The sequence below is a fragment of the Marinomonas phycocola genome, assembly GCF_047525455.1.
Lineage (GTDB): Bacteria > Pseudomonadota > Gammaproteobacteria > Pseudomonadales > Marinomonadaceae > Marinomonas.
The window spans coordinates 130545-156061 of sequence record NZ_JBLIXL010000001.1; the positions used below are offsets into that span (position 1 = coordinate 130545).

General features: G+C 39.8%; 25 protein-coding genes. 16 read left to right on the forward strand and 9 right to left on the reverse strand.

The genetic code is table 11. The features are described from left to right. Positions 1–397: 397 nt before the first annotated feature. Complete coding sequence (locus tag ACMUMJ_RS00625; RefSeq protein WP_414676860.1) at positions 398–658, forward strand: formyltetrahydrofolate deformylase; 261 nt, start codon at positions 398–400, stop codon at positions 656–658. A 103-nt stretch (positions 659–761) separates the two neighbouring features. On the opposite strand, the gene ACMUMJ_RS00630 is transcribed toward ACMUMJ_RS00625, so the two are convergent. Beyond that, positions 762–1829 carry a DUF3549 family protein gene (locus ACMUMJ_RS00630; protein ID WP_414676861.1) on the reverse strand — a complete coding sequence of 356 codons (1068 nt, stop codon included), beginning with the start codon at positions 1827–1829 and terminating at the stop codon, positions 762–764. Position 1830: 1 nt separating this feature from the next. Here ACMUMJ_RS00630 and ACMUMJ_RS00635 point away from each other — a divergent pair, with 1 nt between their 5' ends. From ACMUMJ_RS00635 to can, 4 genes are all read left to right on the forward strand, one after another. Then, complete coding sequence (locus ACMUMJ_RS00635) at positions 1831–2232, forward strand: YqcC family protein (RefSeq protein ID WP_414676862.1); 402 nt, start codon at positions 1831–1833, stop codon at positions 2230–2232. 5 nt (positions 2233–2237) lie between these two features. Further along, positions 2238–3161 carry a DUF1853 family protein gene (locus ACMUMJ_RS00640; protein ID WP_414676863.1) on the forward strand — a complete coding sequence of 308 codons (924 nt, stop codon included), beginning with the start codon at positions 2238–2240 and terminating at the stop codon, positions 3159–3161. 105 nt (positions 3162–3266) lie between these two features. After that, complete coding sequence (locus ACMUMJ_RS00645; RefSeq protein ID WP_414676864.1) at positions 3267–4133, forward strand: putative RNA methyltransferase; 867 nt, start codon at positions 3267–3269, stop codon at positions 4131–4133. Then, on the forward strand, positions 4126–4737 hold the full coding sequence (gene can / locus ACMUMJ_RS00650; protein WP_414676865.1) for a carbonate dehydratase: 612 nt from the start codon (positions 4126–4128) through the stop codon (positions 4735–4737). The genes ACMUMJ_RS00645 and can overlap by 8 nt, the downstream gene beginning before the upstream one ends. Before the next feature lie 155 nt (positions 4738–4892). Here the strand turns inward: can and ACMUMJ_RS00655 are convergent, their stop codons facing one another. Together ACMUMJ_RS00655 and ACMUMJ_RS00660 are read right to left on the reverse strand one after the other, a co-directional pair. Next, complete coding sequence (locus ACMUMJ_RS00655) at positions 4893–5846, reverse strand: LysR family transcriptional regulator (protein WP_414676866.1); 954 nt, start codon at positions 5844–5846, stop codon at positions 4893–4895. 246 nt (positions 5847–6092) lie between these two features. Beyond that, complete coding sequence (locus ACMUMJ_RS00660) at positions 6093–7277, reverse strand: AGE family epimerase/isomerase (protein ID WP_414676867.1); 1185 nt, start codon at positions 7275–7277, stop codon at positions 6093–6095. A 144-nt stretch (positions 7278–7421) separates the two neighbouring features. Here ACMUMJ_RS00660 and ACMUMJ_RS00665 point away from each other — a divergent pair, with 144 nt between their 5' ends. Continuing rightward, positions 7422–8663, forward strand: a complete 1242-nt coding sequence (locus tag ACMUMJ_RS00665; RefSeq protein WP_414676868.1) for an ROK family transcriptional regulator — start codon at positions 7422–7424, stop codon at positions 8661–8663. Between the two features lie 473 nt (positions 8664–9136). Next, a complete protein-coding gene (locus ACMUMJ_RS00670; RefSeq protein ID WP_414676869.1) occupies positions 9137–10663 on the forward strand; it encodes a TyrR/PhhR family helix-turn-helix DNA-binding protein in 1527 nt (508 codons plus the stop codon). Between the two features lie 54 nt (positions 10664–10717). On the opposite strand, the gene ACMUMJ_RS00675 is transcribed toward ACMUMJ_RS00670, so the two are convergent. Together ACMUMJ_RS00675 and ACMUMJ_RS00680 are read right to left on the reverse strand one after the other, a co-directional pair. Next, positions 10718–10882: a hypothetical protein gene (locus tag ACMUMJ_RS00675; RefSeq protein WP_414676870.1), complete on the reverse strand. Its 165-nt coding sequence runs from the start codon at positions 10880–10882 to the stop codon at positions 10718–10720. Positions 10883–11086: 204 nt separating this feature from the next. Beyond that, positions 11087–11914 (reverse strand): HAD family hydrolase, encoded by an 828-nt coding sequence (locus tag ACMUMJ_RS00680; protein WP_414676871.1) that lies wholly within the window; start codon positions 11912–11914, stop codon positions 11087–11089. A 207-nt stretch (positions 11915–12121) separates the two neighbouring features. Here ACMUMJ_RS00680 and ACMUMJ_RS00685 point away from each other — a divergent pair, with 207 nt between their 5' ends. Then, the gene (locus tag ACMUMJ_RS00685) at positions 12122–12325 is read left to right on the forward strand and encodes a DUF1289 domain-containing protein (protein WP_414676872.1); all 204 of its coding nucleotides are present in this window, start codon (positions 12122–12124) and stop codon (positions 12323–12325) included. Between the two features lie 3 nt (positions 12326–12328). On the opposite strand, the gene ACMUMJ_RS00690 is transcribed toward ACMUMJ_RS00685, so the two are convergent. After that, a complete protein-coding gene (locus ACMUMJ_RS00690; RefSeq protein WP_414676873.1) occupies positions 12329–12679 on the reverse strand; it encodes a HopJ type III effector protein in 351 nt (116 codons plus the stop codon). 136 nt (positions 12680–12815) lie between these two features. Between ACMUMJ_RS00690 and ACMUMJ_RS00695 the strand changes: the two genes are divergently transcribed. Together ACMUMJ_RS00695 and ACMUMJ_RS00700 are read left to right on the forward strand one after the other, a co-directional pair. Continuing rightward, a complete protein-coding gene (locus ACMUMJ_RS00695; RefSeq protein ID WP_414676874.1) occupies positions 12816–13154 on the forward strand; it encodes a MerR family transcriptional regulator in 339 nt (112 codons plus the stop codon). Positions 13155–13260: 106 nt separating this feature from the next. Next, positions 13261–13839, forward strand: coding sequence for an NAD(P)H-dependent oxidoreductase (locus ACMUMJ_RS00700; protein WP_414676875.1), 579 nt, complete (start codon positions 13261–13263; stop codon positions 13837–13839). Between the two features lie 40 nt (positions 13840–13879). Here the strand turns inward: ACMUMJ_RS00700 and ACMUMJ_RS00705 are convergent, their stop codons facing one another. Beyond that, a complete protein-coding gene (locus ACMUMJ_RS00705; RefSeq protein WP_414676876.1) occupies positions 13880–14791 on the reverse strand; it encodes a LysR family transcriptional regulator in 912 nt (303 codons plus the stop codon). A gap of 136 nt (positions 14792–14927) precedes the next feature. Between ACMUMJ_RS00705 and ACMUMJ_RS00710 the strand changes: the two genes are divergently transcribed. From ACMUMJ_RS00710 to ACMUMJ_RS00720, 3 genes are all read left to right on the forward strand, one after another. After that, entirely contained in the window at positions 14928–15632 is a 705-nt protein-coding gene (locus tag ACMUMJ_RS00710) for a pirin family protein (RefSeq protein ID WP_414676877.1), read from the forward strand. A 152-nt stretch (positions 15633–15784) separates the two neighbouring features. Next, complete coding sequence (locus ACMUMJ_RS00715; RefSeq protein WP_414676878.1) at positions 15785–16237, forward strand: GNAT family N-acetyltransferase; 453 nt, start codon at positions 15785–15787, stop codon at positions 16235–16237. Positions 16238–16375: 138 nt separating this feature from the next. Next, positions 16376–18229, forward strand: a complete 1854-nt coding sequence (locus tag ACMUMJ_RS00720; RefSeq protein ID WP_414676879.1) for an ABC transporter ATP-binding protein — start codon at positions 16376–16378, stop codon at positions 18227–18229. Positions 18230–18402: 173 nt separating this feature from the next. Here the strand turns inward: ACMUMJ_RS00720 and ACMUMJ_RS00725 are convergent, their stop codons facing one another. Both ACMUMJ_RS00725 and ACMUMJ_RS00730 read right to left on the reverse strand, forming a co-directional pair. Then, positions 18403–20520 (reverse strand): TRAP transporter permease, encoded by a 2118-nt coding sequence (locus ACMUMJ_RS00725; protein WP_414676880.1) that lies wholly within the window; start codon positions 20518–20520, stop codon positions 18403–18405. A gap of 153 nt (positions 20521–20673) precedes the next feature. Beyond that, positions 20674–21702, reverse strand: coding sequence for a TAXI family TRAP transporter solute-binding subunit (locus ACMUMJ_RS00730; protein WP_414676881.1), 1029 nt, complete (start codon positions 21700–21702; stop codon positions 20674–20676). Positions 21703–21960: 258 nt separating this feature from the next. Between ACMUMJ_RS00730 and ACMUMJ_RS00735 the strand changes: the two genes are divergently transcribed. The 3 genes from ACMUMJ_RS00735 (at position 21961) to acs (ending at position 25505) form a co-directional block, all read left to right on the forward strand. Then, entirely contained in the window at positions 21961–22575 is a 615-nt protein-coding gene (locus ACMUMJ_RS00735) for an HAD family hydrolase (protein ID WP_414676882.1), read from the forward strand. A 134-nt stretch (positions 22576–22709) separates the two neighbouring features. Continuing rightward, a complete protein-coding gene (locus ACMUMJ_RS00740; RefSeq protein WP_414676883.1) occupies positions 22710–23465 on the forward strand; it encodes a class I SAM-dependent methyltransferase in 756 nt (251 codons plus the stop codon). An 87-nt stretch (positions 23466–23552) separates the two neighbouring features. Next, positions 23553–25505, forward strand: coding sequence for an acetate--CoA ligase (acs, locus tag ACMUMJ_RS00745; RefSeq protein WP_414676884.1), 1953 nt, complete (start codon positions 23553–23555; stop codon positions 25503–25505). Positions 25506–25517 lie beyond the last annotated feature (12 nt).

Below are 25517 nucleotides of genomic sequence, written 5' to 3' on the forward strand. Positions count from 1 at the left end.
GTTAAATAATTAAATGGAGCTGTAAATAACTGTATTTAGTGTGGGCTAATAGTAATGCATGTATGATTTTTCAGAATCTTGTCTATAGTTAAGGAAGGTGCGAATAAGTCTACTAAGACTCAGTCTTTCAGAGAAACCGTCAAATAAGGCACGATTCTGCAGGAATGTTAATCCCTTTCAAAGAGTTGTAACGAAATGTGGCGTTTTCTCTGAAAGACCCGCAGGGCATGGTCTAAAAGCCAGTATTCTTTGTTGAGTATCTCTAAAATAGGCCAGCTATTCACATTCGATACTCGCCTCGAATAGCCGGCTTTTATCCACATGCTGAGACAAGAGGACTTATTCGCACCTCCCTTAATGAAAGCTGTTGTATAAATATTAACCGAGAGGTTGAGTTATGAAACTTAAATTAACACCTACACAGAATTTATGTATTGGCTTTTTAGAATCTGGTTTTAAAGTTGTTCAAGTTGAAGAACACTTTTATTTTATGAAAGGTGATCGAAAACAAAAAGTACTGTTTAAAACTTTGGATGCATTGGTAAATCGCGGTGCACTAAAGCACGGTAATGATGGAGATTACTCGCTTAGCGAAGAGTTTCTGGAATATCGCAAACAAATGCGTTCACCCATTAAAAGCTCACATACTCATCATTAAATTGAAAAAGGCTTTCTATTATGAAAGCCTTTTTTATCTGCAACTTGTATTTAGCTGTTTCTTCGAGCCAAGCATTATTGAATAAATGATCTTATTTAAACGCTTATTGCAGCGTTTTATTGGACTTATTGAATAAATGAGTTATGGCTTGCGCAAGACGAGAGCCAATTTTATTATTTCTAAATAAAGACCAAAGCGCGTCTTTTACTAAATGAGTGTGGGTTAGCTCGATTGATATTTTGCTGAACGCATAAAAACCATCATCACGTTGAGCTAAGTTTTCCATGGTTAAATGCAATAACTCTGAATCGTTGGCTAGCCAATGAGGACATTTAGCGACTAACGCGACGATGAGTTGCAGTTGATCGTCGTTGGCGCTTTTCTCTCCGCTGACAAGAGAGAGTTGCAATATTTGACTTAATCTTTGATGCCCATTAGAGCGTGAAACGGCTCGTATTAAGGAAGCCTTAAACTCAATGTTTATGGATTCTCGAAATTCAGCGACAATGAACATGAGATAATCGTCATCCAGCTCTTCATGCTCCAAGGCTTTTGCGAGTGCAGAGGCGAGTGTTAGAGGGGCGTTTCGCAATGTTTTTTTGATAATAGGTTTGTATTTATCTTCATTGGCTCTGGTTGCCAAGTCTGCTATTCCTTGTATTCCGATGGTGTTCCAACTGTCATCTTCTCTTGAAATGTCACCAGTGAGATAGGTTATTAGCTCTGAAAAGTACGAAGACGGCTCTTTGTTCATTTGCTTTGCTAAAATGGCATGAAAACTTGCCATACGCTCAATATCGGGTTTGAAGGCATAAGGGTTGTCGGTTAAGGCTTCTGATAAGTCTGCCGAGTTGTCATCTTTTAAAATTTTATCTACGATCGATTTTATTAAATGATCTCGAGTACCCAAATTAATGCTGCCTTTTTCATCAATGGGCAAGCGAATGAACCAGATGCTCATGTTATCTGAACTGAGTTTGTCCGTTTTAGGGTGTAAGACAATAGCAAAAGTAGCTTGCTGCCTATAGGGATAAGGATAAGCCGCTTGCTGACGATCAAATTGAATGGTTTCTTGCGGTGTAAGCTTTTGAATATGTCGGCCCAAATCAAAATAGGTTGCTTTGCATTGCGCTAATTCAAATAAATCGGCTAAAGATTCTATGGATCTCATTATGTTCTCTGTTCCAGTACTAGAAATTAAGCTAATCTTACCGTCTTTTAGAGGAGAAATCAGGTTGGAAAAGTACCATCGTCTTGCTGATTTGTTATTAGAACTTGAAATGGTTTTACGAAAAACAGATTTATGGGAGATGGATGTGCCCAGTGAACAAGACCTAACAAGCCAAAAACCTTTTTGTATTGATACCATGAACTTTTTGCAATGGTTAAAGTTTATTTTACTGCCTACCTTCAAAAGCATGATAGAGAGCCATGCATCTTTACCTTCACAATGTAATATTTCTCCTATGGCTGAAGAATATCTTGCAGCTGGATTGGTTAAGGACTCTGAGTCTATTGCCATCATACAAGTTATCCAATCTATTGACGTATTGCTTTCTACTGGAAGCCAATAATCGTTATGAATTATAAACATCAAGTGGTAAATGACCTCGCTTGGGTTTTTAGTGCTCCTATGATAGTGGCTGATCTGGATTTGTCTCTGTGGTGGGAGGAAGGGCTTGAGGAAAAGCTAAACGAGCTTGATCGTGGTCCAGCCACGTTATTAGATTGTGTGGCCCAATGTAAGTCTCATTTCTTAGGCGCTTATTTTGAAGTGCTGTTTTCGTTTGCCATTCGCTATTTTTCGACATTAACGGTTGTCTTTGAACACGAGCAACTGTCAGATGAAAACGGCAAGACCTTGGGGGAAATTGACATGCTGGTAAAAACGCCCGATGGTCGATTTTTTCAATTTGAGATAGCGATAAAATACTTTTTAGAAGTTAAACAGGGGGGGGATATTGAATGGATTGGGCCAAACAAAACAGACAGTTTGAGTAAAAAAAGTGAGAAAGCAAGAGCAAAGCAACTTAGGATTTTAGAAACAAAGATAGGTCGATCGTACTTGGAGCAATGGGGTATTTATCAAGCTGTTGAACCCATGTTGCTTATTTTTGGCTACTTGTTTACTGATGGTCGAAAAAGTGAGGATTTACAAAGGGAAAAGTCTGCTCAAAATGTTGAACTTAATGGGAAACGAATGGCGTCTGATAATGAGAATGCCTACTGGATTCGATTAACAGAATTTAAAACTAAGAGCTTCAACAAGTGTTCGTTCTATGAGCTCATTAAACCGAAATGGATGACTTTCAATAATATAAAAAGGGAAGAGATACAATCCTATGAAAGTGTGTGCTTGGATTTAGATCGCTCTTTTAAAAGTGACATTCGACCAAAAATGTATTCTGTTTGGAATCAAAGCCCAGAAGATGTTTTGAATGCAAATAAGGTAATTGGTGGTTATCCGTATGAGCGAGTTTTTATCGTACCTGATGCTTGGTAGATAATAGTTGGGAAAATCGGTTTGATTCATGTTATGAATTTTGAATTAGCTTGTTACTTATTCGAGTTATCTCTAGACTATAGGAAAAATTACGTTGGAAAAAATGTGTCTGTTTTAAATGCATTAATATGCCCTCTAGATAAGCACCCACTAACCTTGAAGGATCGAAGTTTTGTTTGTTTATCTGGTCACAGCTTTGATTTAGCAAAATCAGGTTACATCAATTTATTACCCGTTCAAAATAAACGATCTAAAGACCCCGGTGACAGCAAAGAAATGGTTGCTTCTCGTAGGGATTTTTTAGCATTAGATCATTATCAACCCATTGCAGAAACCATAACATCGTACTTACTGGCACAGGATGTATTTAACCGCGACATCTGTCTTTTGGACGCAGGTTGTGGTGATGGCTACTACTTAAATCACATTAAACAAAACTGCACATCAAATGGTAAATACTTAGATGTGATGGGGTTGGACATTTCAAAATGGGCGATTACTACAGCCAGTAAATCGAATAAATTCATTCATTGGGTAGTGGGCAGTAATGCTCATATTCCAACAGCCAGTGAGTGTTTTGATGTGGTGACGTGTTTATTTGGCTTTCCTATTTTTTCTGAATTTTCTCGTGTGCTAAAACCCACTGGTAGATTGTTAATGGTGGATGTTGGAGCGGATCATTTAATTGAATTAAGACGCATTCTGTATCCCAAAATACATGATTATGAAGATGGTTATTCTAAAGGTGTAGAGGGCTTTTCATTAGTAGAGGAACAAGCGCTGACGTTCCCTTTTTTACTTTCGTCACAAGCTCATATCCAGAATCTACTGTCCATGACGCCTCATATACATAAAGCGCCTTATGAGGGGAAAAAAGCGTTAGAACAGATTGAATCTTTAGAGTTAACTGCAGACGTAAAGTTACGTTGGTATATAAAAAATACAGAAATAATAGAGAATAATAATGACTAAGCTAGATACATTGTTTAACAGTAACCGTGAATGGGCGGCTAAAATTAATGAGGCAGATCCGGAGTTTTTTTCCACCTTATCAAAGCAACAGCAGCCAGAGTATCTATGGATTGGTTGTGCTGACAGTCGTGTACCTGCAAACGAAATTGTAAACTTGTTACCGGGTGAAATATTTGTTCATCGTAATATTGCTAACGTTGTGGTCCATTCAGATTTAAATTGCTTATCGGTTATTCAGTTTGCAGTGGACGTATTGAAGGTGAAGCACATTATAGTGTGCGGCCATTATGGTTGCGGAGGAATTAAAGCCGCCTTGGGGGCAGAGCAGAATGGTTTGATAGATAATTGGCTTGGGCATGTAAAAGATGTCTATCGTTTTCATAAAACGAAAATGGACGCAATAACAGATCCAAAAGAACGTTTTGATACCTTGTGTGAACTGAATGTGATAGAGCAAGTTGCCAATGTATGCCAGACAAGTATTTTGCAGAATGCATGGGATAAAGGGCAAGATGTACAAGTTCATGGTTGGATCTACAGTATTGAAAATGGCATTCTTCATGATCTAGATGTGAGCGTAATGGAATCCGTTCATAAGTTATAAATGCGCATTTTGAGTCTGTTTTTAACAAAGTATTAACAAGCATAGTAGTCGTGCAAAGGTTTCTATAAGTATGTCACTACAGAATTAAAAAATAGCAGAAGGTTGAGTTAACGGTACCTTCATGCCTTCTTCTATTTTATAAGTTGCTGGGAATTTTATATTGGATTGCTTTCGGCAATAATGTTAGCGCACTCTGAAATAGTCGATCTTAGCCACATATGTCCTGGGTCGTGTTGCAATAATGGGCTCCACAGCATTTTTAATTCTACGGGAGGAATCTCAAATGGCGGCTCCAAGACGATGATATTATCGTTTTTTTCCATCAAACGTGTCGCGAGAGAAGGTAGCGTAACAATGAGTCCAAGTTGCTGTGATGTTCGCATAGCAACATTATAATTACGTGTGAATAAGCGGATGTTTCGTTTATGGCCTAAGTTCGCTAATGTGCTATCAACCCAGCCTAGTTTTTGAACTTCTTCTGGTTGAATGCCAACCCCAACACCAAACCCTGTTTTATTTACCCAAACATGTTGTGCTTCTAAATACGCTTCCAAAGTGAAGTTTTTTGCTATTGGGCTGTTTTTTGGAACAAGGCAAGAAAAGCGATCTACCCAGACAGATTTTTGATGGAAAGATTGAGGAAGGGTATCAAAACGATTGATAACAATGTCTACCTTGCCTTTTTCTACATCATGAAAGCTGACATCACTGGGGTTCATTACATCCAATATTACATTCGGTGCGTCGGCCTGAAGGCGATCCATTAACGGTGGAATAAGCGTTGCTTCAGCGTAATCGCTGGCCATAATCCGAAAAACACGTGTACTCGATTTAGTATCAAATTTTTTGCCTAAATGTAGGACTTCATCAACGGATTGTAAAATTAATTGAACGCGTGGCTGGAGTTGAGTAGCTAATGCGGTTGGCTTCATACCATCGCTGGTTCTTACAAGTAAAGGGTCGTGAAAAAGGTCTCTCAATCTTCTTAGGCCATTACTCATAGCTGGTTGAGTAATGCCAAGTTGATTCGCTGCATGAGTCACGTTTTGTTCTCTTAGCAATGAATCTAAGTAGCGTAGTAGATTAAGGTCAACTTTATCAAGCTGCATCGTCTTCTTTCCCCATATGTTGTGGTGGAGCATAATACGTTATTTCAAAGAGGATGAAAAATGAGACTGTTGTCTAATGGATAGAATGACGCCGAATAATATGTTGAACAAGCTTCGGTCTTTACAAAGAAGTAAAAGCCAGAGAGGTTTCATAATCAAATGGATAAAAACACTCTCTGGCGCTTTGGTTGCAGTATAAAATAACGACCGTTCAATTTGTAGTGCTGCTTTTTAGCCTAGAGACTGCTAGGATTTCAGCACTTTTATTACTTCGTAACAGGCTCCCATTGTATGGTAATCCGTTTTTCCTGCAGGGCTTTTGCAATCATCAATGGCTTGGTTATCTTGCGTTAAAATGCGGAACCACGCACAATATTTATGATCAATCATATTGTTCCAGCTATAATTCCACAAAGCATTGTATTTGTCCCAGTAGCTGGAATCGCTAGTTTCTTTTGCAAGCCATGCGGCGGCGGCAAAAGATTCTGCTTGCACCCAGAAGTATTTTTCGCCATCACATACGTTACCTTGAGGGTCATACCCATAGCACAGTCCGCCATTTACACTGTCCCATGATGATCTCCATGCGGCATCAAATAAAAACTTCGCTTTTTCGACCATCCAGTTTGATGGCTCTCTGCTGTTGAGCATCATCAATAATTTACACCATTCTGTTTGATGGCCAGGCTGGAAGCCCCAAGGGCGGAAAAGGTTTTTTGGGTCGTCTTTATTGTATTCCCAATCTATTTCCCAGTGTTCATCGTAATGTTCCCAAATTTGACCTTGAGATAAATCGGCTTGACGTTGGCATATATTTTCTGCGAGTAGCTTTGCTCTCAATAAGAACCTTTGATCCCCAGTCGCGTCAAAGGCCATAATCATGGCTTCACATGAATGCATATTGGCATTTTGCCCACGATAAGGGGAAACGCCTTTCCAGTCTGCTGAAATCTCGTCTTTATAGAGTCCGTCTTGTTCTGACCAAAAATGTTTTTCCATTAAATCAAACGTTTCATTGATCCATGGTTTTGCTTCAATGGCACCGGCTTGATAAGCCACAGAATAAGCAAGTAGTACAAAGGCTAATCCATAGCAATGATTTGTGAGATCGAGATCTTCGTCTCCTTTCAGAAGCCAAACATAGCCACCGTTTTCAGTTAGGTGTCTTTCTCTCAAAAACAGCAGTCCATGACGAACTGCGTTTAAGTATTCTGGCTTTTGGTAAGCTTGATACGCCATAGCGTAGTTGAAAATAAAACGAGTGCTACTGACTAAGTGGCGCGTTTCTGAGTCATAAATATCACCATTGTCTTTGAAAAACTGGTAAAAGCCGCCATTATCATCAATGCATTTAGGATGATAGAATGCCATCGTTTTTTGTATATGTTGATTAAGGAAATCGATAGAAGAAAAATCGTTGTGTTTTTTCATGTTGTTGCCTCGAAATGTCGTTGAAGTAAGGTTTCGATGATGATAGAAAGTTAAAGCATTTAAATCAATTAGATTTATTAATTCTGAGCAGGTAGCTTATCGCCTTCTTGTTCTTTGCAAGCGGTTTAACGGGGTTGAAAAGATATGGCAAAATTGGGTAGTGTGCCAAAATTTAGGCAGGAAGCGAGTTTAGGTAGCACCTCAGAGCAAGGGCGTTTGTATAATGAAAGAGTCATCCTCAATATTGTAAGGAAAAACCCTAATATCTCTCGTATCCAAATTGCTGTTAAGACAGGGTTAAGCGCACAAACTATTTCGGTGATTATCTCTTCTTTGTTAGAAAAAGGCATGCTAGAAGTTACGGGGAAAGTGAAAGGGAATCGTGGTCAACCATCGATTATGTTAACCATTTGCCCTGAAGGGGCTTATGGCCTCGGAATCAATGTAGACAGAGACCATATCAGCGCTGCACTGTTGGATTTTAGTGGACAATGTATCTTGTTAAGAGAGCATTCAGTGCAATTTCCAACGGAAGAAGAAGCTAAAAGTATTGCGTTAAGTTTGATTGACGAAGTAAAAACAACTTTGGGCGAAAAATGGAATCGCGTGCAAGGTATTGGTCTTGCTAAGCCTGACTTTATGTCGTTATGGCTAAATTCGTTAGTATCAGATGAAGAGCAGCGACATGATTTGCCATATTTAGAGCAATCACTTCGTTATTGGGAAACAGATGAGTTTTCAATATGGCTGGAAGAACAAACCAATTTATCCTGTGTTGTAGAAAACGATGCCAATGCAGCCGCTCTGAACGAATTGTTATTGTCGAGTGAAGCGAAGCGAAGCGATTTTTTCTATATTTTCATTGGTTCTGCTTGCGGCGGTGGGGCGGTTACAAATGATGAGTGTTACTTTAGTGCGAATGGAAAATCGGGTAGTTTTGGATTAATTCCAACGGCGACAGGTGTGCTCGGCAAACAAATATTAGAAGTATTGTCTCTTTCGTCTTTAATTCATTTTCTTAGTATGAAAGGAAAAACCTACCCTACCAACGAAGAGGGGTGGAGTGATGTTGGTGTTCATTTCTTAGTTGATGAATGGATTGACCTTGTAAGTTCTGAAATTTTACCTGGAATAATTTCTGTAGTGGCGTTGTTTGATCCTCAAAGTATCGTATTTGGGGGGCGTTTACCGCAAATGCTGCAATGCAAGCTTTTATCTGTATTAACGGAAAAATTGGAAATAATGTGTCCTCTTGGAATGAACATGCCGCCTTTAGTCGCTGCCGAAACAGGGGAGACGTCAGGTATGTTAGGTGCTGCAATCTTACCTTTGTATGATACATTTGCACCCTATCGATCATTATTACTTATTCGAAGTGAAAAGTAAGCGCATATTAAGATGTCGTTAGGTTGCATCCGCACAGCGTGTCTTTTCTACATAGAGCACTCGATTAGAGTATTATGCATCACACTCGAACACTGCTTCAGTATAGGGTGTCGATGTTTTTTGATTTACTACTATGTTTTTTACTCTATTGTTGACAATGTGCTACGGGGTGTCGAAGATGCACTTGATAGCTCTTTCTGTTTACTTTTAGTATCGTAGAAATAAGTAAGTGAAACGTAAAATCTCCTTGAAAACAAAGCCTATTTTTTCAAAAGCTCTCTAATGAAGCGATATCATTCGTTGTATTTTGAGTGAGATATGCGTTTGAGAGAGGATAGAAATATTGTCCGACAATGTGATAGTTTTAGTGGGAAAATAATCAGAAACTTTGCCTTTATTGCCTAATGAGAATGACTATATAGGCGAACTAAACACCTTTGTTTATACATTAATAATAAAAAAAGAGCGGTGTCATGCGTTTAGAAATACAGTGTAAAAGTCGAATTGGAATCGCACGAGAAGTGCTTGATCTGTTTATTCCTTATGGGATTGATATTAAAATAATAGAAGTTGATGTTGATCAGAGGCTGATGCACATCGCTTTTCCTGATATATCTTTTGATCAATTACAAACATTGCTTGCAACTATTCGTCGGATAGATGGGGTTGAAGACGTTAAAACCGTTATGTTTACGCCATCAGAGCGTGAAAAAAATGCGTTATCGACGCTGCTAAAAGCCTTACCTGATGGCGTTATTTCGGTTGATATTCAAGGTAATGTCACGATGGCAACAGAGATTGCATTACAAGACCTTGGTGTTGATCAAGATCAGTTACTTAATCAACCTTTAAGTAAGTTTATAAAAGGCGTTCGTTTTCATCCACCTGTCTCTAGTAATTCCACACAAATACAAAGTAAAAGAATCCGTGTTAATAGCCAAAACATGTTGTTGGAGATGTTGCCGATTTTTGTGCCTGACCAAGATGGCCAATCGATACCAGCGGGTTTTGTGATTAACTTAAAATCAGAAGCAAGGCTTGATCAGCAGACTGCCAGTTTACGTAGAGCGCCTAATACTGAACTGCATTTATCGGACTATTTAATTCACAATATCGCATTAAGTGATGCTATGCAGCTTTGTTTAAAGCGTGCAGAGGCTATGTTCGCATTAGATATGCCAATGTATGTTTTTGGTTCGGTTGGTGTTGGTAAAGAAGATTTGATTAATGCAATGTATCAGAATTGGTGGGCAACACAAAATAACATGGACAGTAAAATTGTGTGGAGGACAAGTAGCGATGTCACTGAGAAAACCATAGAGAAGATGAGAGCGAGTTCTGGGTGGTGCGTTATTCAATCGCCTGAATCTTTATCTGAGGCGTCTCAAAGATCTCTCATTCGATATTTGAAAGCGCAATCGCAGTCGAATTCAAACTTTGGTATGCGTTTGGTTACAGTTTCGCATTTGTCATTGAATGAATTAAGGCAATCCTCTGTATTGCTTGAAGAGCTGTTTTACTTAATTTCTGCTCTCACCCTGAGAGTGCCATCTTTGTCAGAGAGGAAAGAAGATATTGCTGGTTTGGCCGATCTGTATGTGCAAGATGTCGCTGAAAGGCTCAAGCTGTCAAAACCTAAACTCAGTAAAGGGGCCAGTATTAAAATGCAGTTGTATTCTTGGCCTGGTAACTTGAATGAATTTAGAAATGTCTGTTTACAAGCCGTAGCGTTAAATCAAACTCAGATGATAGGTGTTGGCGATCTTAAATACGATAATGAAGAGACAGGGACTGAATCCGTTGAACTCATAGATGACTCTCTTGATAAGACCATGAAGCATTGGGAGGCTAAGCTACTTAAAGATTTGTATCCTAATTACCCTAGCAGTCGTTTATTGGCCAAGAAAGTCGGTTTAAGCCACAGTGCCGTCGCAAATAAGTTAAGGGAATATGGTATAGGGCACGCTGCCTTGACTCGTAAGAAAGTGAAAAATGTTTAAAACTGAATCGAGCTTTAAGCATTAAAGGTTAGAAATATAAATGAAAAATGCGAATTAAAATCGGTTTTTCATCTTGTTTTTTAAACTTTTGGTCTTTTCTTCTTCCTTTATTTTTATAGGCTTTAGTTGTGTTTTTTCTTGAGATACAGTGATGTCAAGTTGCTTAACCATCAATCCTATTGCTGCACAAACCAATGCAAAAAAAATAAATTCAATCATAGTCTACTCCAAGAAGAGTGTTTTATAGTAATAGGTAATACTTTGAAAGGAATGAGTTTTATCATTTTAAAGTAGTACTCGCAAGCTTGATTCATAACATTTTCGTAAAAAGTGACTCAAATATTATTCCTTAAATATAAGGGCGGCTTTGGTAATTTCAATTGGGAAAAACAATTATTACAAATTGTCCTTAATTCTTATCATTTAGGCTAGGCTAAAGCGCTTGATTAAAAAGTGCGCGACTCCGTCATCGTCATGATGACCTATTACTTTAGTTGCTGCTGTTTTCACTTTCTCATTCGCGTTTTCCATGGCATAAGATTCGTCTGCGGCTTCGAACATGCTTAAGTCATTGTCTCCATCGCCAAAACAAATGATCTTAGATAGACCCAATTCTTTTTTTAGTAATTCAATGGCGGTTCCTTTGCATGCTCTTCTGTGATGAATGTCAATCCAGTAAGCGTCTTTCTGATAGATTCCTCCACCGGAATAGGCAATGAGGTGAGGTGACGAGTCATGTGTTGATTCAACGATTCTTGTCGCAGCTTCAGGAGAGCCCATAGCACTAATGTTGGTGATTAATGTGTCTTTGTGAAGTTTGTACAAAGGGTTTAATACAAGATCTTCATGGCAACCCAGTTCACCAAAAATTGTATTGCAAAGATGGTTTTTAAGAGGTGGGTGATAGACTGACTGAGAACCATCTTCTTCGAGGCAAAAAATAAACGGAGTGACTTCTTCGTTTTCAAATAGAGAGAGTGTATCCTCAATCTCTGGCCGAGAGAGTAAACATCTGTGGCGATAAGATTGCGTTTTTGGATCCCATTCTTCTATCCCATTTTTAAAAATCTGAACCTGTGGGAAGTGATGATTTTGAATGCAAGGTGCTGCGGCAAGACGAGTTCTACCTGTGGCGATGGTATAAGCGATACCTGCTGCTTGCAGTTTATGAAGTATCTCACAAGTAAAAGGAGACAAGGATTGTTCTCGATTAAGTAAGGTACCATCCAAATCAAATACAACTAATTCCATAACTGCCTCGTTTACTTGTCATTTATTATCGTAATGTGTTTAGTTTACAAGAGTTCAAAAAAATTTAATACGTTTACGAAGTAAGATAAAGATTTGTATTAGTTTGTTTTTGTTCGTGTTTTTTCGTAAATCGTTTGAGTAAAGAGGGTCGGTTGATTTATTCTTAGTAATAGAAAAATAAGAGTTTTAAATCAGGAGTTCATGCCTTTGGATACGAAAACCACACCTTGTATTAGAAACTGTTGTTTGGACAAACAAGACGTCTGTATGGGTTGCTTTCGAACATTGGAAGAGATTTTGCGTTGGCACGAGTTGAATGAAAAAGACATTCAAGAGGCGTTGAGAGAGGCGGAAAAAAGACGATTAGAACGTCATCGCCTTTATCCTGATGCAAAACTTACATCTAAGTAAATATTACGATTTAGGCGTTAAAGCAATCGTATCAAATTTAACCGATTCCCAACCGCACTTAATAAACTGACGGATGTTTTGATGATCTTCTGCTAGAGGATGTTCAAGTACGTCTTTTCGGTAATAATCCCCAAAAAGGTGTAATGTTTCTTGTTGGCTAAGTTCGTTTAGCATGGCAAAAGCGAATATTTTGCACGATCCATTATTTTCCCCTGCTTCATTAACCTGTGAGCCGTTTACAAACTTGGCTGGGGCGAATGTGTACTCTTGTTCAATGGTTGAAATTGTTTGAGTAAATTCAACTTGCTCTGGTGTTGCTCTTAATAATTCAATTAAAGAGTGGGTGGTAAGCATGGCGTAATCCTTAGATTATGAATAAATGAGGGATTATACGGCATTATTGAATAGAAATGAGAGTCATGAGTTTGAGAAAACCAACCATTTTGATACTGTTTTGTGATGTTATAAATGTCTGCGGGTGAGTAGAGTTATGTACATTGGTGAAGCGTCAAAAAGAACTGGCTTGTCAATAAAGGCCATTCGCTTTTATGAAGAAAAAGAATTAATAAAAGCGCCAGAGAGAATTGGCCGTTATCGAGTGTATTCAGAGATGGATATTGAGCTGCTCTTATTGATTAAAGAAGCGAAGGCATTAGGTGTAACGCTGTCTCAGCTTAAAGGTGCGATCACATACAAAAACGGTAAAATTGATTGGTTGAAAATTAAACATTTCTTGAGAGAGATGCGCATTCAGCTAATGGCGCAGTTAAATGACATACAGAATAAAATCGACAGCTTAGATCAGTGTTATGAGCAGATTTCTCTGTAGAGAAGCCAGACTTCCACTTTTCTTATTTCTTTGAGCAGAGCCGCTTGACTCTCCCCTAAAGGGTAGACCGTATACTAGTGCTAATCAAATTGTTTAGGACTGTAAAATGAGTAAGCGAATATTAATATTGGCCGCCAATCCCAAAAAAGATAGCTTTGCTAACCACTTGGCGAAAGTGTATGCCGAGTCGGCAAGGCAAAAACATGACATTCAGTTGATCAATGTGTCTGACTTGGCATTTGATTTGGACCTTTCCCATGGGTATGCGAAAGAACAGGTAATGGAGGCGTCTCTGACGGCATTTCAAGAGTCGCTTGAATGGTGTGATCATTTGGTTATTTTTGTTCCCGTCTGGTGGGGCGCGCTGCCAGCAAAATTAAAAGGTTTAATTGATCGGACTTTTTTGCCTGGTTTTGCATTTCAATATGAAAAAGGCAAAGCAATGCCGAAAAAATTATTAACAGGCAAAACCGCGCGCATTGTCATGACGATGGACACGCCACCTTGGTACTACTCTTTCGTCCAAGGAGCTCCGGCGCTTAAACAGTTGAAGATTGCTACGCTAAAATTTGTTGGATTTCATTCGGTAAAAAGTAATATGTTTGGTCCCATTATCAGCTCGACGACTGAGGCTAGACAAAAGTGGTCTGCTGCTATTTCAAAACTGGGTCAAAATGCCTATTAGATTGTTTGTAGCATTCTATACGAAATGCATATAGGAAATTTTAGTGGGTATTTGACAGTCGTTCTTGAAATATTTTCTGTATGTACTCCATAAATACCTTAACTTTTGGAATATTAAGCCTGTTTTTGGGGTACAAGGCGTATACGTCAACAGGAGGCATTTCCCAATCAGGAAGTAATGCCACTAACGAGCCTTCTTTTAAAGCCTGCTGGCACATGTAGTCTGGAATGATTGCGACTCCTAAACCATCTATCGTCATTTGTTTTAAAATAAGATAATCGTCCACAATTAATTTGGGGTCGATGTTAATGTCATGCTTAATGTTGCCGGATGTAATAGAAATAATGTCATTAGTTTGGGCTCTGTTCATTAATAAAAAGTCATGTATGGCTAACTGTTCAATCGACATTATCTTGTCATGGCGTGATAAGTAGCTTGGACTAGCATAAAGCCTTCGATTGACCGTACCTAAGCGTTTAGCAATGAGTCGTGAGTCATTCAATTCACCGATGCGAATTACTAAATCAAACCCTTCTTCTATCAAATCAACGCGCCGATTCAACAAATTAAGTTGTAGTTTTATTTTTGGATACTGATGCATAAATGCACCTAAGACAGGCTTTAGTATTTCATGGCCCATCCCCACAGAGGCCCCTACTTTTAAATGACCTTCTACTCTGTTTAGTATCTGTTCAATGGTGGCATCGGCTAATTCTAATTCTTGTTGAATACGACGACAATGCGTTAAATAGCGTTGGCCAGCTTCTGTGATGTGCTGGGTGCGAGTCGTACGTTCTAGCAAAGTGATGCCCAATCGGTTTTCTAAATGAGAAATTTTCCGACTGAGGTTGGCTTTAGGCATCATGAGCCTATCGGCGGCTAGTGTAAAACTGCCTGCATCGATAACGGCAATAAAAAGCATCATGTCGTTGAGGGAGGGTTCTGTTGGCATATATTTGCATTCTATTGTTGTTGAAAATGGAAAAATCATTTCAACATAACTGCATTTATCAAACAATCTTTATTTCTTAATATGGCGTTATTCATTAAACGCGTTATTAAGTAGATTGATTAAAGAGGGTTTGACGATGAACATTTTATCAAGAGACACGTTAGCTTTAGGTGGCTTCGCAGGTATTGTCGAGCATCGGTTAGTTACAGACAGCCGAGTTTTTGGGAACCGTAAAAAACCAGAAACATTTGAAGGGTTTGGGAATATGGTTTACTTGGCTGACGCTAAGTACAAGCCACATGGCACATCTGGAATGCATTCTCATAGTGAAATTGATGTTATTTCAATTATTGTTGAAGGAAGAGTGAGTCATGAGGGTTCTATGGAGCATGGAAAAGATTTAATTGCTGGAGATGTTCAGGTTCAACGGGCTGGCGGCGATGGTTTTTCACACGATGAAATTAATCCTGACGGTGCTGAAAACAGGATGCTTCAAGTTTGGGTTTTACCGGAAGAAAAAGGACAGTCAGCATCTTACAAAGCATATGTCCTTCAGCAAAAGGGTAGAACGCGTATTTATGGGGGGAATAAATTCCAGCAAGCTACGTTTGACAGTCATACTTTAATCGATATCGTAAATCTTAAGAAGGGTGAAAAAATTGATCTTGATAGGGAAGGTTTAATTTATATTGTAACGGGTGCTGCGTTGGTGAGTGAACCCACAGAGGCCTATGAGAGAGACGCCACTCGTGTTCAAGAGGGGGATTTGATATTGAGTCAAACGTTGCAACTCACTGGGCAATCGGATCTGCAATTGCTAATTGTAAGTAAAGCAACATAATAGGTATGTATTAGCACTTTAAGTCACGACTCAAGGATGAGAGTGTAATATATAAAAAGCCGTAATATGGCGTGTCTCGTTGTTAGACAGATTTGATGAGTCGGGGTAGACTGGGCTCACTTTGAGCATTTGAATAAAATTAGGGATAGGTTATGGAAATAGTGAAAATTGATGCTAATCGTATCGATGATGTGGCTCCTCTATTTAATGACTATATGATGTTTTATAAGAAACCCTCAGACCCAGAGAGATATAAAGCGTATTTAGAAGAAAGGCTGCTGAAAAGTGAGTCAACTATCTTTGTTGTTTACTCTGATGAGGGAGCGCCTGTCGGGTTTGTGCAAAACTACAAGACATTCTCCAGTGTGTCTCTTGGTGCAATTGTGATTTTAAATGACTTATTTATTTTGCCCTCTTTTCGTGGTCATGGCGCTGCGGCATTACTGGTAAAAACTGTGTTGTCGTGGGCGCAAGAGCAAGGTGCTATGAGGGTCGATTTAGGAACCGAAAAAACCAATACACTGGCTCAGAGTCTCTATGAAAAAATTGGGTTCAAACAAGATACTGGTTTTTACGCTTATAGTTACTCGTGCTCTATCGACTGACTATCTTTGCACCTAAATGATAGTCATTTCATGCTAAACTTTGGGCGCTTTTATAAGATCAAAATAATTCAATAGAAACGTATCTTTCTCACGCTCTCGGCGCTTTTTAATACACGTTTGGTTGTAACAAGGTAGATCATGCTTAAATTTTTTGAACGGCTCATTCCTGCTTTCCCTGATCGAGAACCTATATCGGCACCAACAGGTTTATTGGCGTTTTGCCTGCACTTCTCGAAAGGCGTTGGTTTACCTTTGGTATTGATGTCAATTCTGACAGCACTAATTGCGATTCTGGAAGTGACGTTATTTGGTTTTATGGGGCAGTTGGTTGACTGGCTCATTTCGAAAGACCCAGAAACGTTTTTAGAAGAAGAGTCCAGTCGCTTGTTTTGGATGGGGGCGATGGTTTTAATCGCAATGCCTGTATTGACGTTCTTTCATTCGGCTTTGGTTCATCAAACGTTACTGGGTAATTACCCAATGGGAATACGTTGGTTGGCACATCGGTATTTGCTTAAGCAAAGTGTTCACTTTTTCCAAGACGATTTTGCGGGAAGGATATCGACTAAGGTCATGCAGACGTCTTTAGCAGTGAGAGAAACCGTAATGAAACTGTTGGATGTATTGGTGTATATCTTAGTGTATTTCATATCAATGCTGGTATTGATTGCACAGTCAGATTATAGATTGATGATACCTATGTTGGTTTGGTTGGTGGCTTATACATCCATTCAAGTGTATTTCGTGCCAAAACTAAAACAAATATCAACGAAGCAAGCGGACGCTCGTTCTTTAATGACAGGGCGGATCGTCGACAGTTATACCAATATCTCAACCGTCAAGTTGTTTTCTCATACTGATCGTGAAGCAGATTATGCTCAAAAAAGTATGGATGGCTTCTTGCAAACGGTTCATGTGCAGATGCGATTGGTGACGGGAATTAATGTTAGTGTGCAGGTGTGTAACTATCTTCTGGCGTTTGTGATGGCGTCCTTAGCAATTGCTTTATGGATTGGCAGTGCTATTAGTGTTGGTGCGATTGCGATTGCTGTGAGCTTGGCGCTAAGGTTAAACGGCATGTCACAATGGATTATGTGGGAAATTAGTGCATTATTCGAAAACATTGGTATGGTCGCGGATGGTATGAAGACATTGTCTAAACCGTTAACCATTCAAGATCAAGAAAACGCACAGAATTTAAGTGTGTCTAAAGGCGAGGTGGAATATCGCGATATTGGTTTCCATTATGGGAAAAGTTCAGGCGTGATTGACCATTTAAATTTAATTATTAAGCCAGGTGAAAAAGTAGGATTAGTCGGGCGTTCAGGTGCAGGGAAATCCACATTAGTGAATCTATTGTTGCGTTTTCATGATGTGGAAACAGGACAAATTTTTATCGATGGTCAGAATGTTAAAGAAGTAACGCAAGACAGCTTAAGAGCACAAATAGGCATGGTGACTCAAGATACGTCTTTGCTGCATCGTACTGTTAGAGAAAACCTTTTATATGGTCGACCAGACGCTTCAGAAGAAGAAATGATCGATGCGGCTAAGAGGGCCGAAGCCCATGAGTTTATTTTGGAATTGACGGACCCATTCGGTAACAGTGGCTACGATGCCATGGTAGGAGAGCGAGGTGTGAAGCTTTCTGGCGGTCAACGTCAGCGTATAGCAATAGCGAGGGTATTATTAAAAGATGCCCCTCTTTTAGTATTGGATGAAGCCACCTCCGCGCTTGATTCGGAAGTGGAAGTGGCTATTCAAGCCAGTTTGTATCAGCTTATGGAAAATAAAACGGTCATTGCTATTGCTCATCGATTATCGACAATTGCAGCGATGGATCGATTAATTGTATTGGATCAAGGTCAAATGATAGAGCAGGGCACTCATGATGAGCTTGTTAAGCTCGGTGGTGTATATTCGAAGCTTTGGAGTCATCAGACGGGTGGTTTTTTAGCGGAAGAAGAGGTTGCCTCTGAAAGCAGCATTTAATAAAAATAGATTTCAAATAAAAATAGACAGTGAATAGAAATTGATCGTTAATAGAAATCGAATGTAAGTATTACGGTAGGTAATAAAAAGCCCTAAAACGATTTGAGAGAATGATCGTTCTAGGGCTGTTTTATGTCATACCCAATTAAGCTATAGACAGTGTGTTTTAGCTTTTAGGTTTTAGAGTAGTTTCTAAATCCTTTCATAAAGATGGCGAAGAAGATAACAGAGCCTACTAATTGCCAAATTAAATCCACACCTGGCCATAATAAAGCAAGGGTAGCGACGAGCAGTAACCCTCGATTAAGTAGACTTAATTGATCTTCTAAATACCCTTCCATCACAGCAACAAAGGCATAAAGGCCAAGAATGCCAAAGATGGTGAGGCGTACCATTTCTTCAAAGGTGCCACCTATTAATGGTGTGTACGCCATGAGTAGAGGAATAATATAAAGCCCTTTTGCCAGCTTCCAAGCGGTTAATCCGGTTCTCATCGGTGGTGTTTTCGCAATTGCTGCAGCGGCAAAGGCGGTTAAGCAAACAGGTGGCGTCACGTTACTGTCTTGAGACAACCAAAAAATAATCATGTGGGCGGTTACTAAAATCATTGCCACGGCCTCTGCTCCAAGAGACTGGTCTAGTAGCATGCCTCTAAAGTCTCCAGGAACTTGTGATAGCAATAAGGTTGCTTCATCTACAGGCATTCCAGCAGCTAACTTTGTAAGTGATGTGGGATCAACGAGCATAAAGACAGCGTGAGCTGCTTGCGGTAACGTACCGTTAGCCATCATATCTATTAATTGACTTTCAGCGATCAAGGAATACAGAGCAGGCGCTGAAAGAGTGCCCAAAACAATGTAAGATGCGGTAACGGGCAAGCCCATACCTAATATTAATGACGCTAAAGCAATTAAGATGATAGTGAAAATAAGGCTTCCACCCGCCCATCCAGTGATCATCAATGAGAATGTATTACCCACACCAGTAGTACTAATGACATTAACCACCAAGCCAATACCTACCAGTAATACAGCGGTTGTTGACATGTTTTTCGCACCTTGAACCATAGCATCTAAAATGTCCATTAAGTTCATTCGATGGTGTTTTGAAAGCCAAGATGAAAAAATAACAGCTAGAATACTAATGCCTGCAGCGTATGTTGGGGTGAACCCTTGTACTAATAAAGTCACCAAAACAGCTAACGGTACTATATGATGCCAGCCTGCTTTAAAAACGCTGCCTACCGTTGGACCATCGTCTTCAACGGCAATAACCTTGCTTCGTTTTGCTTCAACGCGGACAAAAAAGCCGACACTTAAGAAATAAAGAAGAGCCGGTATCGCGGCAACACTGATAATAGTGACGTAAGATACCTGTGTGTAAGATGCCATTATAAACGCACCTGCACCCATTACTGGAGGCATTAGCTGGCCGCCTGTTGATGCGGCTGCTTCTATACCCGCTGAAAATCGTGCCGGAAAACCTGCTTTCCTCATAAGAGGAATGGTGATAACACCAGTGGACACTGTGTTTGCAACAGATGAGCCGGATACAGAACCCATCAGGCCGGATCCTAATACCGCAACAAACCCCGGTCCGCCTATCATTTTGCTGGCAAGTGAACGTGATAAATCAATGATAAAATCACCCGCACCGGATTTTACTAAGAAAGCGCCAAATAGAATAAACATGAAAACAAAGCTCCATGAAATTCTTGATATTGAGCCAAACATACCATCGGTACTAAAATAGCTACGATAGAGCAATGTTTCTAAGCTAAGTCCCGGAAAAGCAAATGTCCCACCAATCCATTGGCCCCACATCACAACATAAGTGAGTGCCACGACAATCAGTGCAGGTATAAACCAACCACTGGTGCGTCGTATCAGCTCTAACGATAAAAGAATGGCAACACTGGATGCTATCCAGTCACCAGTATTGAATGTTACGCCACGTGCATACAAAGCATCTTCAAATAGAACAACGTAAACCGTTATTCCTGCTAAGGCAACGATCATCAAGATGTCGATGACCAAGGCAGTTTTGCTTTTTAAAAGAGACGGATGAGCTGGGATAAGCAGTGCGCACAGAATACCAAATCCTGAAAAATGGAAAGCAGAAACCCAGAGTTCAGGTAACGTACCAATCGTATTGATATAAATGTGAGCAATGGCTAGAAAAATAGAAAAAGCAAAAATGACACGTGTAACTCCTGCTTGAGATCGATGTTTTGTTTCGAAATCTTGTAGGTCTGGCGCTGACGTGTGAGTTTGGCTAGTTGGCGATGACATAGAGCAACTACCTTTATAAAACAAAGAAAATCTGGGAAAGTGTCTATTCTTAGGTGCAAATGTTTTATGTGTATTTGCCGTAAATTAACCAGCAAATAGTAAGTATAACTATTTGCTGGTTAATGGATAGACGCTTAGTAACTGAGTGGTTAACTATTCTGCGACTAAGTGAGCAGGGATTTGAATACCTTGTTCACGATAATAGCGTGCTGCACCTGGGTGTAATGGCATAGGAAGGCCGTTGATGGCTTTTTCAATAGACATAACACTGGTTGCTTTATGAATGGCGCTTAAGTAGCTTAAATTTTCATATATGTTCTTCGTAAGTAGGTAAATATCATCATCTGATAAATCCGCTCTTGCTGCTAAGAAGTTAGGTTGAGCAACCGTGTTAATCGGAGCGGTTTGTCCAGGGTAGGTATTTGCAGGAATAACATAACGAGTCCAAAGTGTGTAATCACCGTTTGCTTCTTTCATTTGCTCATCAGTAAAATCTAGCACTTTTACCTTATCGCCCATAGAGGCATAAGCACGCGTAATTGCGCTAACAGGAACACCTGCCGGAGTGTTCATGCCATCAATGTTACCATTCTGCATGGCATCAGCACTGGCGCCGTAACCCATATAAGCTAAACTAAACTGATCCGCGTCAATACCTAAGCCTGTCAATAACTGACGGCCAGAACCTTCAGTCCCAGAGTTCTTTTTACCGATAGAGAACTTATTGTTGCCATTTTGCAGCGCTTTAAGATCTTCTACCGTACCTGTTTTAGCTAAATCGCTCTTAAGTACAAAGTGCTCAACATTTTGCCAAAGCATACTTACAGAGCGTAGGTTTGTTTGTTTGCCTGATGTTTTTAGAGGGCCTTCACCGTTCCATGCCCATGCACCATACAAACCTTGTAAAATGGCGAACTGAGCTTGGTTTTCACGAAGCAGTTTAATGTTTTCACCCGATCCGGCAGAGCTGATTGCAGAAATGGATAGGCCATGTTTAGGCTCAAGTTTTACTTTGCTTAACGTAGCGATTGCAACACCAACAGGGTAATAAGTGCCACCTGTCGAAGCGGTTGCCATAATGTAGTTGCGTTTGTCTGCAGCGTGTAATTGAGATGCAGACAACATAATTGCAGCTGCAGTAGTAGTTGTAATGAATGTTTTTGCGACTAAGCCCAGTTTCATATTATTTTTCTCCTAGTTAGGTTCTGTCACCTAAATGGATTACAATTATTGTGCCTGTTTTTATAAGTTGTTGTTTTTATGGTTCTTTTGTTTTTTTATGTTATTTTTTACGTATTTTAAGTAAAAAATAGCCTATAGAGCAAATGGGTTAATAGGCAAAAAATAGCTTATTAAATTCATAGAGTTTTCCAGCTTATTCGTTATTTTTTCGAAAAAATGGATTTTTATGAGCAAAATATTGCCACTCAGAAGGTTTTTATGAAAGAAGCAAGCGTTATAAAAGTTGTGTTGTTTGATTTAGGTAATGTGTTGGTTGATTTAGGTGATAAAGCTGAGTTGAATGAAATGCTAGGTACTTCAAATAGCGAAGCTGACGTTTGGGTAAAATGGCTAAATTCGCCTATAGTAAAGCGTTTTGATTCTGGAATGGTGTCATTTGATACCTTTGCCAATCAAATGACACAAGACGTACCGACATTAGGGGAGGTCGATGTATTTAAAACACGATTTTCAAATTGGCCAAAAGGATTATTCGATGGTGCGCTAGACTTAGTTAGAGAGGTAAAGCCTCAATGCCATAAAGCCGTGCTATCGAATACTAACTCAGCGCACTGGCCAAGATTGATGGTTGAGATGAAGCTAGGCGGTGTTTTCCAAAGTTACTTTGCGTCTCATCAAATGGGTTTAGTAAAACCAGAAAAAGAGGTGTATGCATACGTTATTGAATCGCTTAACGTTGCGCCAGAAGAAATTCTTTTTATTGATGATAACCTGATAAATGTAGAAGCGGCTCGTATGCTTGGAGTGATTGCCCATCAGGCGAAGGGGGTTAATGAGACAAAGAATATTCTTATTAAATACAATATTGTATAAGTTGTTGCAATATCTAAAAGAGTGCTTTGTGTTCTCTAGTTAGACGAATAAATCGATCAGATTATTGCGTTGATTAACAAAGTACTGCTAATGTGCTGCGTTTGAAAAAAATTATGTAAAGGAGGGATGGGTTAATGAAATCTTATTTTGATACTGCTTCGGATATATATTCTAGAGCTCGGCCAACTTATCCTGCTGAATTGTACTTTTGGCTAGCAAAACAAGCATCGGGCCATTCTCTTGTATGGGATTCGGCTTGCGGTACTGGACAAGCATCTATTGACCTTGCAGCCTATTTTGAGTCAGTAGAAGCGTCTGATGTAAGCGAGACTCAAGTCGCAGAAGCAACACCCCATCGTAAGATTCATTATCAAGTCTGTCAATCTGAAAAGACGCCTTATTCGGATAATAGTTTTGATGTTGTTTGTGTTGCTCATGCTCTCCATTGGTTAGACCTGGATTCTTTTTGGGATGAATTAAGGCGTGTATTAAAACCCAATGGTTTGTTTGTTTGTTGGGGGTACAATTGGATACGAATAGGTGAACATGAAGACGATGTTATTGATCGTTATGTTCTTAAAAAAGTGCACACCCATTGGAAAGATGAAAGTCGTCTATTATGGCGTGAATACAAAGACATCGATTTCCCTTTGGAAATGATGGATGTACCCCAATTTGAATTAACTCAGAACTGGAGTGCTTACCGAGTATTCGAATACATACGATCTTGGTCTGCTACTTCGTTATTAATAGAGTCTGAAGGAGATCAATTCTTACAAAAGGCTTGGGATGAAATGATTAAACTTTGGGGCGATCCGTTGCAAAAAAAATCAATCACATTGCCATTCTTTGTAAAAGCAGGTCGTTTCAATTTACCTAATGCCTCTTAAAAGAGACATGAAAATTTTATATTGGTATTTAAAACGGTATATAGTAATGGTTGCTTAATAATAAAATTAATAAATAGGAGCCTACAAATGGATCAACACTCAGTTTTTTTGCCTAGCGAAGCTCAACGTCAAGCCAATATTGAACAATCAAAATTCCAATCGCTTTATACCAAATCTTTGGAAAACCCTGATGCGTTCTGGGGTGAGGTTGGTAAGAGAATTGAGTGGATGACGCCCTATACGAAAGTTAAAAATACGCGTTTTAATAAAGGTGATGTTAGCATCCGATGGTTTGAAGATGGTGTTTTAAACGCATCTTATAATTGTACTGATCGCCACCTTGCCAAAAATGCAGATAAGGTAGCCTATTACTGGGAAGGTGACGTAGAAGGTGATGATCAAATAATCACCTATCAGCAGTTGCATGATGAGGTCGCGAAACTGGCGAATGGCCTCAAAAAATTAGGAGTGGCCAAGGGCGATCGAGTGGCTATTTATATGCCGATGATCCCGCAAGCGGTACATGCGATGCTTGCTTGTGCTCGAATTGGTGCCATTCATTCGGTCATTTTTGGCGGCTTTTCTGCAAATGCTATTGCAGATCGTTTAAATGATTGCGGTGTTAAAGCGATTTTGACCGCAGATGAAGGAAAAAGAGCGGGCAAAAGAATTCCTTTGAAAAAGACCGTTGACCAAGCGCTTTCGAATAATGCATGTCCTACTATCGAACATGTTGTCGTATTCCCTTATACCGAAGCAGAGTTGTTATCGAATGATGATCTTGATGTGAATTGGCAAGAGCTTATTGATACCTGTGATAATGAGTGTGAACCAGAGCCAATGAATGCCGAAGATCCGTTGTTTATTCTGTATACATCTGGTTCGACAGGTAAACCAAAAGGTGTTGTGCATACGGTAGGTGGGTATATGGTGTATGCATCGTTAACACACGAAGTGGTTTTTGATATCAAAAGTAATGATATCTATTGGTGTGCAGCAGATGTTGGCTGGATCACGGGGCATTCTTATATGGTATATGGGCCGTTAGCGAATTGCACAACCAGCATTTTATTTGAAGGTGTCCCAACTTATCCTGATAGTGGCCGTATTGGTCGGGTAGTGGATAGGTACAATGTGTCTATTCTTTATACTGCTCCTACAGCCATTCGTGCATTGATGGCCAGAGGTGATGAGTCCATTGCAACATCGCACCGTCATTCTTTAAGGCTTCTTGGTAGTGTCGGTGAGCCAATCAATCCAGAAGCATGGTGGTGGTATTATACTAAAGTAGGTGAAGAGCGTTGCCCAATTGTTGATACTTGGTGGCAAACAGAAACGGGTGGTATCATGATGAGTCCACGAATAGGGGGGCTAGCGATGAAGCCGGGCTCTTGCACCGGGCCGCTTTTTGGCGTTCAACCTGCACTTGTTAATGCTGATGGACAGATTATTGAAGGGAATACCGAAGCGGAAGGCAGCTTGGTTCTACTTGATTCATGGCCGGGACAAGCACGCTCTGTCTACGGAGATCATTCTCGGTTTGAACAAACGTATTTTAGCACGTTCGAAGGTATGTATTTTACAGGAGATGGTGTCAGGCGAGATAAGGACGGTTACTACTGGATTACGGGCCGTGTAGATGATGTGTTAAATGTTTCGGGCCACCGATTGGGCACGGCTGAAATAGAGAGTGCTCTTGTTGCACACCCTGCTGTCGCGGAAGCAGCAATCGTAGGCTACCCTCACGATATTAAAGGGCAAGGGATTTATGTTTATATAGCGCCTGTTGATGGTGTAACGATAACTGAAGCGTTAACTGCGGAAGTCAGGCAGTTTGTTAGGAAAAATGTTGGTGCAATTGCCTCACCTGATTTAATTCAATGGGCCGTTAAGGGGCTGCCTAAAACACGTTCAGGTAAAATTATGCGCCGTATTTTAAGGAAGATCGCTGCGAATGAGCATGACCAATTAGGCGATATAAGCACGCTTGCCGATCCAAGCGTGGTCGACGACCTAATTGAGCACCGTTTAAATGGATAAATGATTCATTAA

Excerpts from the sequence above, each read along its gene's own strand:
- ACMUMJ_RS00675 (WP_414676870.1), bottom strand. The coding sequence starts at position 10,882 with ATGATTGAATTTATTTTTTTTGCATTGGTTTGTGCAGCAATAGGATTG.
- ACMUMJ_RS00680 (WP_414676871.1), bottom strand. The coding sequence starts at position 11,914 with ATGGAATTAGTTGTATTTGATTTGGATGGTACCTTACTTAATCGAGAA.
- ACMUMJ_RS00640 (WP_414676863.1), top strand. The coding sequence starts at position 2,238 with ATGAATTATAAACATCAAGTGGTAAATGACCTCGCTTGGGTTTTTAGT.
- ACMUMJ_RS00690 (WP_414676873.1), bottom strand. The coding sequence starts at position 12,679 with ATGCTTACCACCCACTCTTTAATTGAATTATTAAGAGCAACACCAGAG.
- ACMUMJ_RS00635 (WP_414676862.1), top strand. The coding sequence starts at position 1,831 with ATGTTCTCTGTTCCAGTACTAGAAATTAAGCTAATCTTACCGTCTTTT.
- ACMUMJ_RS00660 (WP_414676867.1), bottom strand. The coding sequence starts at position 7,277 with ATGAAAAAACACAACGATTTTTCTTCTATCGATTTCCTTAATCAACAT.
- ACMUMJ_RS00665 (WP_414676868.1), top strand. The coding sequence starts at position 7,422 with ATGGCAAAATTGGGTAGTGTGCCAAAATTTAGGCAGGAAGCGAGTTTA.
- can (WP_414676865.1), top strand. The coding sequence starts at position 4,126 with ATGACTAAGCTAGATACATTGTTTAACAGTAACCGTGAATGGGCGGCT.
- ACMUMJ_RS00700 (WP_414676875.1), top strand. The coding sequence starts at position 13,261 with ATGAGTAAGCGAATATTAATATTGGCCGCCAATCCCAAAAAAGATAGC.
- ACMUMJ_RS00720 (WP_414676879.1), top strand. The coding sequence starts at position 16,376 with ATGCTTAAATTTTTTGAACGGCTCATTCCTGCTTTCCCTGATCGAGAA.
- ACMUMJ_RS00735 (WP_414676882.1), top strand. The coding sequence starts at position 21,961 with ATGAAAGAAGCAAGCGTTATAAAAGTTGTGTTGTTTGATTTAGGTAAT.
- ACMUMJ_RS00670 (WP_414676869.1), top strand. The coding sequence starts at position 9,137 with ATGCGTTTAGAAATACAGTGTAAAAGTCGAATTGGAATCGCACGAGAA.
- ACMUMJ_RS00715 (WP_414676878.1), top strand. The coding sequence starts at position 15,785 with ATGGAAATAGTGAAAATTGATGCTAATCGTATCGATGATGTGGCTCCT.
- ACMUMJ_RS00705 (WP_414676876.1), bottom strand. The coding sequence starts at position 14,791 with ATGCCAACAGAACCCTCCCTCAACGACATGATGCTTTTTATTGCCGTT.
- ACMUMJ_RS00655 (WP_414676866.1), bottom strand. The coding sequence starts at position 5,846 with ATGCAGCTTGATAAAGTTGACCTTAATCTACTACGCTACTTAGATTCA.
- ACMUMJ_RS00710 (WP_414676877.1), top strand. The coding sequence starts at position 14,928 with ATGAACATTTTATCAAGAGACACGTTAGCTTTAGGTGGCTTCGCAGGT.
- ACMUMJ_RS00730 (WP_414676881.1), bottom strand. The coding sequence starts at position 21,702 with ATGAAACTGGGCTTAGTCGCAAAAACATTCATTACAACTACTACTGCA.
- ACMUMJ_RS00625 (WP_414676860.1), top strand. The coding sequence starts at position 398 with ATGAAACTTAAATTAACACCTACACAGAATTTATGTATTGGCTTTTTA.
- acs (WP_414676884.1), top strand. The coding sequence starts at position 23,553 with ATGGATCAACACTCAGTTTTTTTGCCTAGCGAAGCTCAACGTCAAGCC.
- ACMUMJ_RS00695 (WP_414676874.1), top strand. The coding sequence starts at position 12,816 with ATGTACATTGGTGAAGCGTCAAAAAGAACTGGCTTGTCAATAAAGGCC.
- ACMUMJ_RS00725 (WP_414676880.1), bottom strand. The coding sequence starts at position 20,520 with ATGTCATCGCCAACTAGCCAAACTCACACGTCAGCGCCAGACCTACAA.
- ACMUMJ_RS00740 (WP_414676883.1), top strand. The coding sequence starts at position 22,710 with ATGAAATCTTATTTTGATACTGCTTCGGATATATATTCTAGAGCTCGG.
- ACMUMJ_RS00630 (WP_414676861.1), bottom strand. The coding sequence starts at position 1,829 with ATGAGATCCATAGAATCTTTAGCCGATTTATTTGAATTAGCGCAATGC.